General features: G+C 70.7%; 11 protein-coding genes. 7 read left to right on the top strand and 4 right to left on the bottom strand.

What is annotated here, in order from left to right; all coding sequences use genetic code 11:
• Window positions 1-83: 83 nt before the first annotated feature.
• From ACGHC0_RS21940 to ACGHC0_RS21910, 7 genes are all read left to right on the top strand, one after another.
• Complete coding sequence (locus ACGHC0_RS21940; RefSeq protein WP_415266765.1) at window positions 84-1,091, top strand: Bug family tripartite tricarboxylate transporter substrate binding protein; 1,008 nt, start codon at window positions 84-86, stop codon at window positions 1,089-1,091.
• A gap of 36 nt (window positions 1,092-1,127) precedes the next feature.
• Window positions 1,128-1,877: an electron transfer flavoprotein subunit beta/FixA family protein gene (locus ACGHC0_RS21935; protein ID WP_368352948.1), complete on the top strand. Its 750-nt coding sequence runs from the start codon at window positions 1,128-1,130 to the stop codon at window positions 1,875-1,877.
• 151 nt (window positions 1,878-2,028) lie between these two features.
• The gene (locus ACGHC0_RS21930) at window positions 2,029-2,961 is read left to right on the top strand and encodes an electron transfer flavoprotein subunit alpha/FixB family protein (protein WP_368352947.1); all 933 of its coding nucleotides are present in this window, start codon (window positions 2,029-2,031) and stop codon (window positions 2,959-2,961) included.
• 46 nt (window positions 2,962-3,007) lie between these two features.
• Window positions 3,008-3,778 carry a class II aldolase/adducin family protein gene (locus tag ACGHC0_RS21925; protein WP_415266764.1) on the top strand — a complete coding sequence of 257 codons (771 nt, stop codon included), beginning with the start codon at window positions 3,008-3,010 and terminating at the stop codon, window positions 3,776-3,778.
• Between the two features lie 9 nt (window positions 3,779-3,787).
• Window positions 3,788-4,780 carry a Bug family tripartite tricarboxylate transporter substrate binding protein gene (locus tag ACGHC0_RS21920; RefSeq protein WP_415266763.1) on the top strand — a complete coding sequence of 331 codons (993 nt, stop codon included), beginning with the start codon at window positions 3,788-3,790 and terminating at the stop codon, window positions 4,778-4,780.
• 119 nt (window positions 4,781-4,899) lie between these two features.
• A complete protein-coding gene (locus ACGHC0_RS21915) occupies window positions 4,900-6,486 on the top strand; it encodes a methyl-accepting chemotaxis protein (protein ID WP_415266762.1) in 1,587 nt (528 codons plus the stop codon).
• A 118-nt stretch (window positions 6,487-6,604) separates the two neighbouring features.
• A complete protein-coding gene (locus ACGHC0_RS21910) occupies window positions 6,605-6,982 on the top strand; it encodes a hypothetical protein (RefSeq protein WP_368352943.1) in 378 nt (125 codons plus the stop codon).
• 17 nt (window positions 6,983-6,999) lie between these two features.
• Here the strand turns inward: ACGHC0_RS21910 and ACGHC0_RS21905 are convergent, their stop codons facing one another.
• The 4 genes from ACGHC0_RS21905 to ACGHC0_RS21890 form a co-directional block, all read right to left on the bottom strand.
• Window positions 7,000-8,733, bottom strand: coding sequence for an NAD(P)/FAD-dependent oxidoreductase (locus ACGHC0_RS21905; RefSeq protein WP_415266761.1), 1,734 nt, complete (start codon window positions 8,731-8,733; stop codon window positions 7,000-7,002).
• Between the two features lie 100 nt (window positions 8,734-8,833).
• A complete protein-coding gene (locus ACGHC0_RS21900) occupies window positions 8,834-9,919 on the bottom strand; it encodes a lysylphosphatidylglycerol synthase transmembrane domain-containing protein (RefSeq protein ID WP_415266760.1) in 1,086 nt (361 codons plus the stop codon).
• A gap of 28 nt (window positions 9,920-9,947) precedes the next feature.
• A complete protein-coding gene (gene clsB / locus ACGHC0_RS21895) occupies window positions 9,948-11,330 on the bottom strand; it encodes a cardiolipin synthase ClsB (RefSeq protein ID WP_415266759.1) in 1,383 nt (460 codons plus the stop codon).
• The gene (locus ACGHC0_RS21890) at window positions 11,327-12,106 is read right to left on the bottom strand and encodes an endonuclease/exonuclease/phosphatase family protein (RefSeq protein ID WP_368352939.1); all 780 of its coding nucleotides are present in this window, start codon (window positions 12,104-12,106) and stop codon (window positions 11,327-11,329) included. Before ACGHC0_RS21890 ends, clsB begins: the two co-directional genes overlap by 4 nt.
• Window positions 12,107-12,175: the final 69 nt, after the last annotated feature.

Below are 12,175 nucleotides of genomic sequence, written 5' to 3'. Positions count from 1 at the left end.
CCCGCCGGCCCGGTGCACCAGGCCGCCCGCAGAGGCGGCGCACCGGAGCCGATCTTCCCCAGAGAACCCCCGGAGACAACACCATGACAGGTTCCCGATTCAACCGCCGCGCCGTGCTGCACGGCATGGCCGCGCTCGGCGGCGCCGGCTGGCTGGGCCAGGCCCGCGCCCAGGCCGCCGGCACGGCATGGCCGTCCAGACCCATCCGGCTGATCGTGCCGTTCAACGCCGGTGGCGCCACCGACATCATCGCCCGCAGCGTGGGCGAGGCCCTGTCGCAGCGGCTGGGCCAGCCGGTGGTGGTGGATAACCGGGGAGGCGCCGCCGGCATCCTGGGCACCGACGCGGTCGCCAAGGCCGCGCCCGACGGATATACGCTGCTGCTCTCGCTCAGCACCTCGATGCTGATCAACCAGTTCCTCTATACGAAGCTGCCCTACGATCCGCAGAAGGACCTGACGCTGATCACGCAGGTCGCGGCCGCGCCCGTCACGCTGGTGGTGCACCCTTCCGTGCCTGCCGGCAACATGAAGGAACTGCTGGCGTACGTGAAGGCGAACCGGGGCAAGGTCTCGTACGGCTCCTGGGGCGTAGGCTCGTACGCGCACCTGGGCGGAGCCTACATGAGCAAGACGCAGGACGCCGACATGGCCCACGTGGCCTACAAGGGCGAGGCGCCCATGATCCAGGACCTGATCGGCGGCCAGCTGCAGCTGTGCTTCTCCAGCGCTCAGAACACCAAGCCCTTCATCGATTCCGGCCGCCTGAAGGCCATCGGCGTGACCGGCATGCAGCGCATGGACATCCTGCCCCAGGTGCCCACCATCCACGAGCAGGGCGTGACGGACGATGCGTATGCCGTCTTCGGCTGGGTCGCCATGGGCGGCCCCGCGAACCTGCCCAGGGAGGTGATGGACACGCTCCAGGTGCACCTGCGCGAGATCGCCCGCGACCCGAAACTGCTCGAGCGCATCCGCGGCGCGGGCTTCATGCCGCTGATGAACAGCCCCGAGGCTTTCCGCGCCAACTACCGCCGCGACCTGCCGGTCTGGAAGGCGCTGGTCGAAGCGGCCGGCGCCAGGCTGGACTGACGCGTTTCCCTTTTCTTCCCATCCAAAGGTCATCCCATGAAAATACTGGTCCCCGTCAAGCGCGTGGTGGACTACAACGTGAAGGTCCGCGTGAAGTCGGACAACACGGGTGTGGACATCGCGAACGTGAAGATGAGCATGAATCCGTTCGACGAGATCGCGGTGGAAGAGGCCGTTCGGCTGAAGGAAAAGGGCGTGGCCACGGAGGTGATCGCGGTGTCCTGCGGCGTGGCGCAATGCCAGGAGACGCTGCGCACGGCGATGGCGATCGGCGCGGACCGCGCGATCCTGGTGGAGACTTCGGAAGAGTTGCAGCCGCTGGCCGTGGCCAAGATCCTCAAGGCCCTGGTGGACAAGGAGCAGCCGCAGCTGGTCATCCTGGGCAAGCAGGCGATCGACGACGACTCGAACCAGACCGGCCAGATGCTGGCGGCCCTCGCGGACCTGCCGCAGGCGACGTTCGCCTCCAAGGTGGAAGTGAGCGGCGACAAGGTGAACGTGACGCGCGAGGTCGATGGCGGCCTGGAGACGCTGGCGCTCACGCTGCCGGCGATCGTCACCACCGACCTGCGGCTGAACGAGCCGCGCTACGTGACGCTGCCCAACATCATGAAGGCCAAGAAGAAGCAGCTGGACACCGTCAAGCCCGAGGACCTGGGCGTGGATGTGAAGCCGCGGCTCAAGACGCTGAAGGTGACGGAGCCGCCGAAGCGCGGCGCGGGCGTGAAGGTGCCGGACGTCGCCACGCTGGTGGACAAGCTCAAGAACGAAGCGAAGGTGATTTGACCCCCCTGAGCCGCTACGCGTCATCCCCCCGAGGGGACGACACCCTCGGTGCGGGGCGGCCCTTCCTCGGTGTCCCTCGCATCGGCCGCGCCAGAACTGAAAGCCGCGGGCGATACAGGTATTCCTGACATTCAAGAGAAAGACGACTGAAATGACCTCTCTCGTTATTGCAGAACACGACAACGCTTCGATCAAGCCCGCCACGCTCAACACTGTCACGGCCGCTGCGGCCTGCGGCGGTGACGTGCACGTGCTGGTGGCCGGCCAGGGCGCGGATGCCGCCGCCCAGGCGGCTGCGCAGATCGCGGGCGTCTCCAAGGTCATCCTGGCCGACGGCGAGAGCCTGAAGGACGGGCTGGCCGAGAACGTGGCCGCCCAGGTGCTGGCCATCGCGGGCAACTACAGCCACATCCTGTTCCCGGCGACGGCCGGCGGCAAGAACGTGGCGCCGCGGGTGGCGGCGAAGCTCGACGTCGCGCAGATCAGCGACATCACCAAGGTGGACAGCCCCGATACGTTCGAGCGCCCGATCTACGCGGGCAACGCGATCGCCACGGTGCAAAGCAGCGACAGCGTGAAGGTGATCACCGTGCGCACGACGGGCTTCGACGCCGCGGCGGCCACGGGCGGCTCGGCCGCGGTGGAGAAGGCCGATGCGGCCGCGGACAGCGGCAAGAGCCAGTTCGTGGGCCGCGAGGTCACCAAGAGCGACCGTCCCGAACTCACGGCGGCCAAGATCATCGTCTCGGGCGGCCGTGCGCTGGGCAGCGCGGAGAAGTTCAACGAGGTGATGACGCCGCTGGCGGACAAGCTGGGCGCGGCCATCGGCGCGAGCCGGGCGGCGGTGGATGCGGGCTACGCCCCGAACGACCTGCAGGTGGGGCAGACGGGCAAGATCGTGGCGCCGCAGCTCTACATCGCGGCGGGCATCTCGGGGGCGATCCAGCACCTGGCGGGCATGAAGGATTCCAAGGTGATCGTGGCGATCAACAAGGATGCCGAGGCGCCGATCTTCAGCGTGGCCGACTACGGGCTGGAGGCGGACCTGTTCACCGCCGTGCCTGACCTTGCGGGCCGGCTCTGAGGCGCGTGCCCGTTCTCCCGTCCCGAACGCAAGAAAGGTTCTTCCCATGAATGCAATCCACGATGTTTCCGGCGTGCGCAGCCAGGTCACGCCCGAGGAATGGCAGATCCGCGTCGAGCTGGCTGCCGCCTACCGGCTGGTCGCCCACTTCGGCTGGGACGACCTGATCTTCACCCACATCTCGGCGCGCGTGCCGGGTGAGCCCGACCAGTTCCTCATCAATCCCTACGGCATGCTGTTCGACGAGATCACGGCCTCCAGCCTGGTCAAGGTGGACCACCACGGCGAGCCCGTGATGGCCACCGAGTACGACGTGAACCCGGCCGGCTTCCTCATCCACAGCGCGATCCACGAGGCCCGGCCCGAGGTGCAGTGCGTGTTGCACACCCACACGGCCTACGGCGTGGCCGTGTCGGCGCAGGAAGGAGGGCTGCTGCCGATCTCGCAGCAATCCATCTTCCCGCTGGCGCGCCTGGCCTACCACGGCTACGAGGGCGTGGCCCTGCGCGACGACGAGCGGCCGCGCCTGGTGGCCGACCTGGGGGGCGCCAACAGCATGGTGCTGCGCAACCACGGCCTGCTGACCTGCGGGCGCAGCGTGCCCGAGGCCCTGCTGTCCATGTACACGCTCGAATCGGCCTGCCGCATCCAGATCCTGGCACAGGCGGGCGGTGGCGCGCTCACGCGCATTCCGGACGAGATCATCGCCACCTCGGTGGAGCAGTCGCGCCAGGTGACCAAGGGCAAGGGGGCGGGCCTGGCCTGGCCGGGGCTGCTGCGCCGGCTGGACCGCATCGACCCGGGCTATCGCACCTGAGGCAGACACATGACTTTCACTTCCTCCCGCCGCGCCTTCCTGCACACAGGCACGGCCCTGGCGGCCGGTGCCGTGCTGCCTGCGGCGCCGGCCCGGGCGCAGGGCACCTGGCCCGCCAGGCCCATCCGCATCGTCGTGCCCTACACGGCGGGCGGCTTCACGGACCAGATGGCACGGCTGGTACAGGCCGGCCTGCAGCAGCGCCTGGGCCAGCCCGTGGTCGTGGACAACAAGCCCGGCGCCAACAGCATCATCGGGGTGGACGCGGTGGCCAAGGCCGCGCCGGACGGCCACACCTTCGGCGTGTTCATCGCCGCCTATGCGGCCAACACGACGCTCTACCCCAGGCTGCCCTACGACCCGAAGAAGGACCTGACCGGCGTCTCGCTGATGGGGGTGTCGCCCCTGGTGGCTGCCGTGTCGATGAACGCGCCCTTCAAGACCATGGCCGAGCTCGTGGCCTACGGCCGCGCGAACCCCGGCAAGATCAGTTATGCCTCGTCGGGCAGCGGATCGGCGGCACACCTCACGTCGGAGCTGATGCGCATGGTCACCGGGGTCGAGATGGTGCATGTGCCGTACAAGGGCGCATCTCCCGCGCTGGCCGACCTCATGGGCGGGCAGGTGCCGCTGTTCCTGGACCCGCCGCCCAACCTGATCCAGCCCGCCAGGGCCGGCAGGATCCGCCTCATCGGCGTGGCCAGCGACAGGCGCCTGCCGGCGCTGCCCGACGTGCCCACGTTCGCCGAACTCGGCTACCCGGGCCTGGTCGGCAGCACCTGGGCCGCGATGCTGGCGCCCGCCGGCACCCCGGCCGACATCGTGCAGCGCATGTCCGGCGAGGTGGCGCGCATCATCCGCAGCCCGGAGGTGTCGCAGCGGCTGGAGCAGGCCATGGGCACCTTCCCCGAGGGGTCGTCGCCGCAGGAATGCAACGCTTTCATCGCGGCAGAGACCGCCAAGTGGGCCAAGGTGATCCAGGAGGCCGGCGTGGTGGTGTAATGGGGCCGCCCGGAGCCACGCCGGGGGAATGAGCCGCCGCTGCCGGCCCGCAGCCGGAGGCTTTTTCCTCGCAGTGGCCGGTGCAGGCGTCCGCTCCGCTCAACCACGTACCGTCCGCCATGACCCTGAACCACACCCGCCTTTCCCTGCGCCTGGCCATCGCCTTCGGCGTTGTCTGCCTCGTCATGTCGCTGGCCGCCGGGGTGGGCATATGGCGGCTGATGCAGCTCCAGGACATCGCGGACGACCTGGGGGGCGAGTCCTCCGAGCGGGCACTGCTCGCCCGTGAACTCCATTCCATCGTGGTGCTGAGTTCCGCGCGCGCCGAGGCGCTGCTGGAAGTGGGCAGCCCCGAATACACGGCCCGCGTGGACGCGGACCGCAAGCGGACGTCGGCCCGCTCCACCGAGGTCCGCAAGCGGCTCGAGAGCCTGGCCGAGGACGCCGAGTCCCAGCGCATCTTCAAGGACATCGACACCGCGGGCAATGCCTTCCGCGCCGCGCGGGACGAACTCGTCCAGCGCCGCCGGTCCGGGGAAACCCTGCCGCCCGATGCCGTGGGCAAGCTGCTGCGGCCCGCGGCCGACCGCTATGCGGCTGCCGTGGAGGAAATGGCCGACTACCAGCGCAAGCGGGTGGCCGAGGCCCGCGCCCGGGCCGAGGCGAGCGAACGGCAGGGCATCGCACTGCTCGTGGGTGGATCGGTGGTCGGGCTGCTGCTGAGCCTGGGCTGTGCGCTGCTGCTCTCGCGCTCCATCCTCGTGCCGCTGGCGCAGGCGTCCGAGGTGTCCGACCGCATCGCCGAGGGCGACCTGACGTCGTCCGTCCCGCCCGCGGGAGACGGAAACCGCGACGAGGTGCGCGCCCTGCTGGAGCGCCTGGGCGGCATGCAGCAGCGGCTCGCGGGCCTGGTGGTGGGGATGCGGCAGGCCAGCGCCTCGGTGGCGGGGGCCAGCGCGGAGATCGCGGCGGGCAACTCCGATCTCTCCGCGCGCACCGAGCACACGGCCTCCAACCTGGAGGAGATCGCCGCGAGCATGGAGGAGCTGATCGCCACCGTGCGCCACAGCGCCGACGCGGCGCAGCAGGCGAGCACCCTGGCCGCCACCGCCAGCGATGTCGCGCGGCGCGGGCGCGACGCCGTCGGCCAGGTGGTCTCCACCATGGACGGCATCGCGCAGGCCTCCCGCAGGATCGCCGACATCACCGGCGTGATCGACGGCATCGCTTTCCAGACCAACATCCTCGCCCTCAATGCCGCGGTGGAAGCCGCCCGGGCGGGCGAACAGGGACGCGGCTTTGCCGTCGTCGCGGCGGAGGTGCGCAGCCTCGCGCAGCGCTCGGCCACGGCCGCCCGCGAAATCGGCGCCCTCATCAGCGACAGCGTGCGGCAGGTGGGAGAGGGCACGCAGCAGGTGCATGCGGCCGGCAGCACCATGGGCGAGATCGTGGGCTCGGTGGAGCAGGTGGCGACCATCGTCGGCGAGATCAGCACCTCCGCTCGCGAGCAGAGCACCGGCCTCGGGCAGGTGGGCGAGGCCGTGAGCCAGCTCGACCAGATGACGCAGCAGAACGCGGCCCTGGTGGAGGAGTCCTCCGCCGCGGCCCAGGGCCTGCGCATGCAGGCGCAGCAGCTGGCCGACCTCGTGGCGGCCTTCCGCCTGCCGGAAGGCGCATCCGGCCAGGCGCCGGCCCTGCCGCGCTGAAGCCCGCCGCGCGGACGGGCTTCGTTCATCTTTCCTTTTCTTTACACGGCGGTTGTCGGCGGAAGGGATACGGCCGCGTTCAATGGGCATGCGTTTTCCTTCCCGATGGAGCCCGACGATGCCCCTCAATATTCCCGCTTCCCCCGGCCGTGCATCCGGCCGCATCCGCGCCGCAGGCGCCCTGGCGATCCTCGCGGCCGCAGCCCTGTCCGGCTGTGTCGTGGCGCCGCCCCGGCAGGTCGTGGTCGAGCAGCAGGGGGCCGTGGTGGTCGCCCCCACCGCGCCCCCGGCACCGTACGTGGAGACCGTGACCGTCGCCCCCTCGCCGGTACATGTCTGGGTGGGCGGTTTCTGGGAGTGGGGCGGCGGCCGCTATGTCTGGCGCCCCGGCCACTGGGCCGCGCCGCCGCGGCCGGGCTGGGTCTGGGTGCCCCACCGCTGGGAGCCGGGCCCGGGCGGCTGGCACATGCGTCCGGGCCACTGGGCGATGCGCTGATCCGCGCCGCAGGCGACTCAGGGGGTAAGCAGGTTTCTGGCTACGGCCTCGCCCACCTTGATGCCGTCCACGCCGGCCGACAGGATGCCGCCCGCGTAGCTCGCGCCTTCGCCCGCGGGGTAGAGGCCGGCGGTGTTCAGGCTCTGGAAGTCCTCGCCCCGGCCGATCTTGAGCGGTGACGAGGTGCGCGTTTCCACGCCCGTCAGCACGGCGTCGTGGCGGTCGAAGCCCTGGATCTTGCGGCCGAAGGCCGGCAACGCTTCGCGCAGCGCGGCGATCGCGTAGTCCGGCAGGGCCGCGTGCAGGTCGGCCAGGGTGACGCCCGGCCGGTACGAGGGCTCCACTTCTCCGAACTCGCGCGAGACGCGTCCCGCGATGAAATCCCCCACCAGCTGGCCGGGAGCGTTGTAGTTGCCGCCCCCGAGCGCGAAGGCGCCGGATTCCAGCTGCCGCTGCAGCACGATGCCCGCGAGCGGATGGGCCTGGCCCGTGGGCAGGGCCTCGACGCCGTGGGTGGCGCCCAGCGCTGCTTCGAAGGCGGCCGGGTCCGTGGGGTAGTCGGCCGGGTCGATGCCCACCACCATGCCGGCGTTGGCATTGCGCTCGTTGCGCGAATACTGGCTCATGCCGTTGGTCACCACGCGGCCGGGCTCGCTGGTGGCGGCCACCACCGTGCCGCCGGGGCACATGCAGAAGCTGTACACCGCGCGGCCGTTGCCGGCATGGTGCACGAGCTTGTAGTCGGCCGCGCCCAGCAGCGGGTGGCCGGCGTGGCGGCCCCAGCGGGCGCGGTCGATGAGCCCCTGCGGATGTTCGATGCGGAAGCCCACCGAGAACGGCTTGGCCTCCATGTGCACGCCGCGTCCGTACAGCATCGCGAAGGTGTCGCGCGAGCTGTGGCCCAGGGCCATGACGACGTGCGACGCCTCCAGGTCGTGGGTCTGGCCCGTGGCCTGGTCCAGCACGCGCAGGCCGCGCAGGTGCCGGCGGCCTGCAGCATCGGTGTCCACTGCGATGTCGGTCACGCGCTGCTGGAAGCGCACCTCGCCGCCCAGGGCGATGATCTGCTCGCGCAGCGTCTCGACCACCTTCACCAGCTTGAAGGTGCCGATGTGGGGGTGCGCCGCATACAGGATCTCGGGCGGAGCGCCCGCCTGCACGAATTCCTCCATCACCTTGCGGCCGAGGTGGCGCGGGTCCTTGATCTGGCTGTAGAGCTTGCCGTCGCTGAACGTGCCGGCACCGCCCTCCCCGAACTGCACGTTGGATTCGGGCTGCAGTTCGCGGCGGCGCCACAGGCCCCAGGTGTCCTGCGTGCGCTCGCGCACGGCCCGGCCCCGTTCCAGCACGATGGGGCGCAGCCCCATCTGCGCCAGTACCAGTGCCGCGAAGATGCCGCAGGGGCCGAAGCCCACCACTACCGGACGCTCGCGCAGGCCGCCGGCGGGGGCATGGCCCACGGGTTTCCAGGCCATGTCGGGCGTCGGCTGGACGTGGGGGCGGCCCGCATGGCGCGCCAGCAGCGCGGCTTCCTGGCCGGGATCCGTAAGGGCGACGTCCACGATGTACACGGCCAGCAGCTCGGGCTTGCGCGCGTCGAAGCTGCGCTTGAAGACGTTCAGGTGGGCGATGTCGCCGGGCGGGATATCCAGGATGCGCGCGGCGGCGGCGCGCAGCGCGGGCTCGGGATGCTGGGTGCCGTCGGCCGGCAGGGCGGCGAGCGGCAGCTTGATTTCAGACAGGCGGATCATGGGGCGTGCGGCCCGTGGTCATCGGGCGGTGCAGGGAAAAGGCCCGAAATCATACGCCTGCGCACGAAAATGCGCTCATCTGCCCGCGGGGTGGCCGTTGTCAGGCGGTGGCCTTGCCGGACGTCTTCCCGGACGGGCTTTCGTCCTCCGCCTCTGCCGCCTTCGGGGGCGTCCCGCGTCCGAACCATTCCACCGCGCCGAAGGCCAGGGCCGCAAGCAACAGCGGCGCGAAGAAGTAGAGCGCCCGGTAGGCCAGCACCGCTGCCAGCGCCTGGGAGGCGGGAATGTACGCCGAGAGCACGGCCGTGCCCACGGCCTCCAGCACGCCCAGTCCAGCCGGAATGCGCGACACCAGCCCCGCGACCGCGCCCAGCAGCACCGTGGCCAGGGCAGCCGCGTACGGGGTATCGCGCCCGGCCAGCACCCACACGGCGGCGCCCATCACCATCCAGTTGACCGTGGACACCAGCACCTGCAGCAGGGCCACGCGCCAGCCCGGCAGGGGGAAGTCGTGTCCGCGCCAGGCGATGGGCCGGCCGTGGCGCACGGCGCAGGCCACGACGTAGGCAGCCGTGACAGCGGCCAGCGCGGTGCCGGCCCAGCGCAGTTCCTGCGGCCCTACGTGCCAGTCCTGCGGCAGCTGCGGCGACCAGGCCCAGAACACCGCGCCCGCGAGCACGAAATAGCCCAGCCAGTTGGTGACGATGCTCTGCCCGATCACCTGGCCGATCGCGCCCACGGACACGCCTTGCCGGGAGTAGAGCCGATAGCGCACCGATACCCCGCCGATGATCGAGCCGAGGTTCAGGGTGAACGGGTAGGCGATGAGCGTGATGCCCACCGTGCGCCCCACGGACAGCCCGTGCCGCGTGAAGTGGCGGCCGAACAGGTCGAAGGTGCTGTAGAGGCCGTGGCTCGCGAGCGCCAGGGCGGCCGCCGTCAGCAGCGTGGGCGGGGGCAGCGCGAGGAAGGCTTCCCACACCGCGCCCCAGTCCACGTTGCGCGCCTGCCGCACCAGCAGGGTGATGACGAAGGCGATGAACGCCCCGGTCACCAGCGTCATGGCCCAGGGCCACCAGCGCTGGGAGCGCAGGCGCTGCCACCGGCTTTTTCCGGGCCCGGAGCGTTCCGCGCCGTCGTCGGCATGGTCCCGGGGCAGGGCGGGCGTGGGCGAGGCCGGTGGCATGGAACAGGACCGATCGTGCGCCGCGCGCTCAGGTGGTGGACGGCCGGTGGCCGTGGTCGCCACCATGCGCGTCGGGCTGCACGAGCGAGATCTCCGGCTCATGGCGCGGCAGCCATCCTGCCCACGCGGGGAACCAGCGCATCAGGTGGAACAGGCAGTAGCTGCGCAGCAGCCGCAGGCCGTCCCAGCGGCCCGGCGGCGTGGGTTCCACCTGCCGGCAGCTGTTTTCCATGAGGTGCGCGAGGCGCCCGTGCAGCGTGGCGTTGAACTCGCGGTCGCGGATGACGACGTTGGCCTCCAGGTTCAGCGACAGGCTCAGGGGGTCGAGGTTGCTCGATCCCACGGTGGACCATTCGCCGTCCACCAGCGCGACCTTGCCGTGCAGCGGTCGGTCGCAGTATTCGTAGATGCGCACCCCGCCGCGGATCAGGTGGTCGTAGAGCATGCTTGCGGCCACGCGCACGATCGGCATGTCGGGTTGGCCCTGCAGGATCAGGCGCACGTCCACTCCTCGACGCGCAGCGCGGCGCATCTCGCGGATGAAGCGGTAGCCCGGGAAGAAATACGCATTGGCGATCACCACGCGCTCGCGCGCCGCGCGCAGCGCGACGCGGTAGTGGCGCTCGATATCGTTGGTGTGGGCATGGTTGTCGCGCGTGACGAAGATGGCGTCCGCGTGGCCGGCCGCGGGGTGCCGCTCCACGGCGGCGCGGGCGCCGAAGGGCCACCGGCGCCGCTCGGCCGCGGCGCGCGGACCGTCTGCCGGCGTGCCCGCGGGCAATGGGGACGCGGCCGCACCTCCGGCGTGTGCGCCGCCGGTGCCCGCTTCCGGCTCGGCGCTGGAGGTGGCCTGCGGATTCGAGCGCCGGCCCTCCTTCCTGTCGCCCTTGTCCACCACGCTGCGCGCGAAAGCGCGCATCTGCGCCACGATGGGGCCGCGCACCTCGACGGAATAGTCCTGCTTGGCCTCGGGCCCGAAATCCGCGACGTGGTCGGCGGAATAGTTGATGCCGCCGATGAAGCCGACCTCGCCGTCGACCACGACGATCTTGCGGTGCATGCGGCGCAGCAGGTTCAGTCGCTGGCCGAAGATGCGCAGCCCGCCCGGATCGAAGATGCGGAAGCGCACGCCCGCGTCCACGAGCGATCTGACGAAGGATTCGGAGAGGTCGGGCGAGCCGAATCCATCCACGAGCACGTGCACTTCGGCGCCGTTGCGGGCGGCCTGCAGCAGGGCGGCGTGCAGTCCCTTGCCGATCTTGTCCTCGAACAGGATGAAGGTTTCCAGCAGCACTTCGCGCCTGGCCGCGGCGATCGCCTCGAACACGCGCGGGAAGAAGGCCTCGCCGTTTTCGAGCAGCTCGAAGTGGTTGCCCGGTACCCAGCGCGAAGAGCGGCGCACCGGTTTCATAGCGCGATCTCCGCCGCCAGGGGCGCGTGGTCCGAAAGCTTGTGCCAGGGCTTGCGCGGCAGCACCACGGGCGCGTGCACCGACGCGTTGCGCACGTAGATGCGGTCGAGGGCCAGCAGCGGCATCGAGGCCGGGAACGTGCGCACGGCGCGCCCGCCCGCATGCACGAACACCTCGTGCAGCCCGGCGCCCTTGCGCAGCACCTCGTGGGCGCGGCCGCGCCAGTCGTTGAAGTCGCCCGCCACGATCACGGGATCCTCGGCGGGGAAGGTGCTGACCAGGTCGCACACGCGCCGCAGCTGGCGCTGGCGGTGCGCCTCCTGCAGCCCCAGGTGCACGCAGATGGCATGCACCTGGCGGTCGTGTCCCGGCGGCTGCAGCACGCAGTGCAGCATGCCGCGCCGCTCCGGACCGCTCACGGAGATGTCGTGGTTCTCGTAGTGGACGATGGGGAACTTGGACAGCAGCGCATTGCCGTGGTGCCCGCTGTCGTACACCGCGTTGCGGCCGTAGGCGTACTGTCCCCAGATCGTGTCGGCCAGGAATTCGTAGTGCGGCTCCTGCGGGAAGTTGGCCACGCGGCTGGCGTGGCGCTGGTGCGTGCCCAGCACCTCCTGCAGGAAGACGAGATCCGCCGACACGCTGCGCACGGCCTCGCGCAGCTCGTGCAGCATGAAGCGGCGGTTGAAGGAGGTGAAGCCCTTGTGCACGTTCACGGTCAGCACCTTGAACGCGACGGGCGAGGGGGATTCTGCGTGGGTAGCCATGGATGCCATCGGTAGAAGGGCACCGCGGCCATGGCGGACGGGCCGCCGGCCGCGGCGCGGGGTTCAACCGATTGTTCC

This window comes from Acidovorax sacchari (assembly GCF_042847045.1).
GTDB classification, from domain to species: domain Bacteria; phylum Pseudomonadota; class Gammaproteobacteria; order Burkholderiales; family Burkholderiaceae_C; genus Paracidovorax; species Paracidovorax sacchari.
The sequence above is the reverse complement of the archived record's forward strand: the minus strand, read 5'-3'. Positions and strand labels throughout refer to the sequence as shown.

Coding starts and splice junctions, on each gene's coding strand:
- ACGHC0_RS21940 (WP_415266765.1), top strand. CDS start 84: ATGACAGGTTCCCGATTCAACCGCCGCGCCGTGCTGCACGGCATGGCC.
- clsB (WP_415266759.1), bottom strand. CDS start 11,330: ATGAAACCGGTGCGCCGCTCTTCGCGCTGGGTACCGGGCAACCACTTC.
- ACGHC0_RS21935 (WP_368352948.1), top strand. CDS start 1,128: ATGAAAATACTGGTCCCCGTCAAGCGCGTGGTGGACTACAACGTGAAG.
- ACGHC0_RS21900 (WP_415266760.1), bottom strand. CDS start 9,919: ATGCCACCGGCCTCGCCCACGCCCGCCCTGCCCCGGGACCATGCCGAC.
- ACGHC0_RS21910 (WP_368352943.1), top strand. CDS start 6,605: ATGCCCCTCAATATTCCCGCTTCCCCCGGCCGTGCATCCGGCCGCATC.
- ACGHC0_RS21905 (WP_415266761.1), bottom strand. CDS start 8,733: ATGATCCGCCTGTCTGAAATCAAGCTGCCGCTCGCCGCCCTGCCGGCC.
- ACGHC0_RS21920 (WP_415266763.1), top strand. CDS start 3,788: ATGACTTTCACTTCCTCCCGCCGCGCCTTCCTGCACACAGGCACGGCC.
- ACGHC0_RS21890 (WP_368352939.1), bottom strand. CDS start 12,106: ATGGCATCCATGGCTACCCACGCAGAATCCCCCTCGCCCGTCGCGTTC.
- ACGHC0_RS21925 (WP_415266764.1), top strand. CDS start 3,008: ATGAATGCAATCCACGATGTTTCCGGCGTGCGCAGCCAGGTCACGCCC.
- ACGHC0_RS21915 (WP_415266762.1), top strand. CDS start 4,900: ATGACCCTGAACCACACCCGCCTTTCCCTGCGCCTGGCCATCGCCTTC.
- ACGHC0_RS21930 (WP_368352947.1), top strand. CDS start 2,029: ATGACCTCTCTCGTTATTGCAGAACACGACAACGCTTCGATCAAGCCC.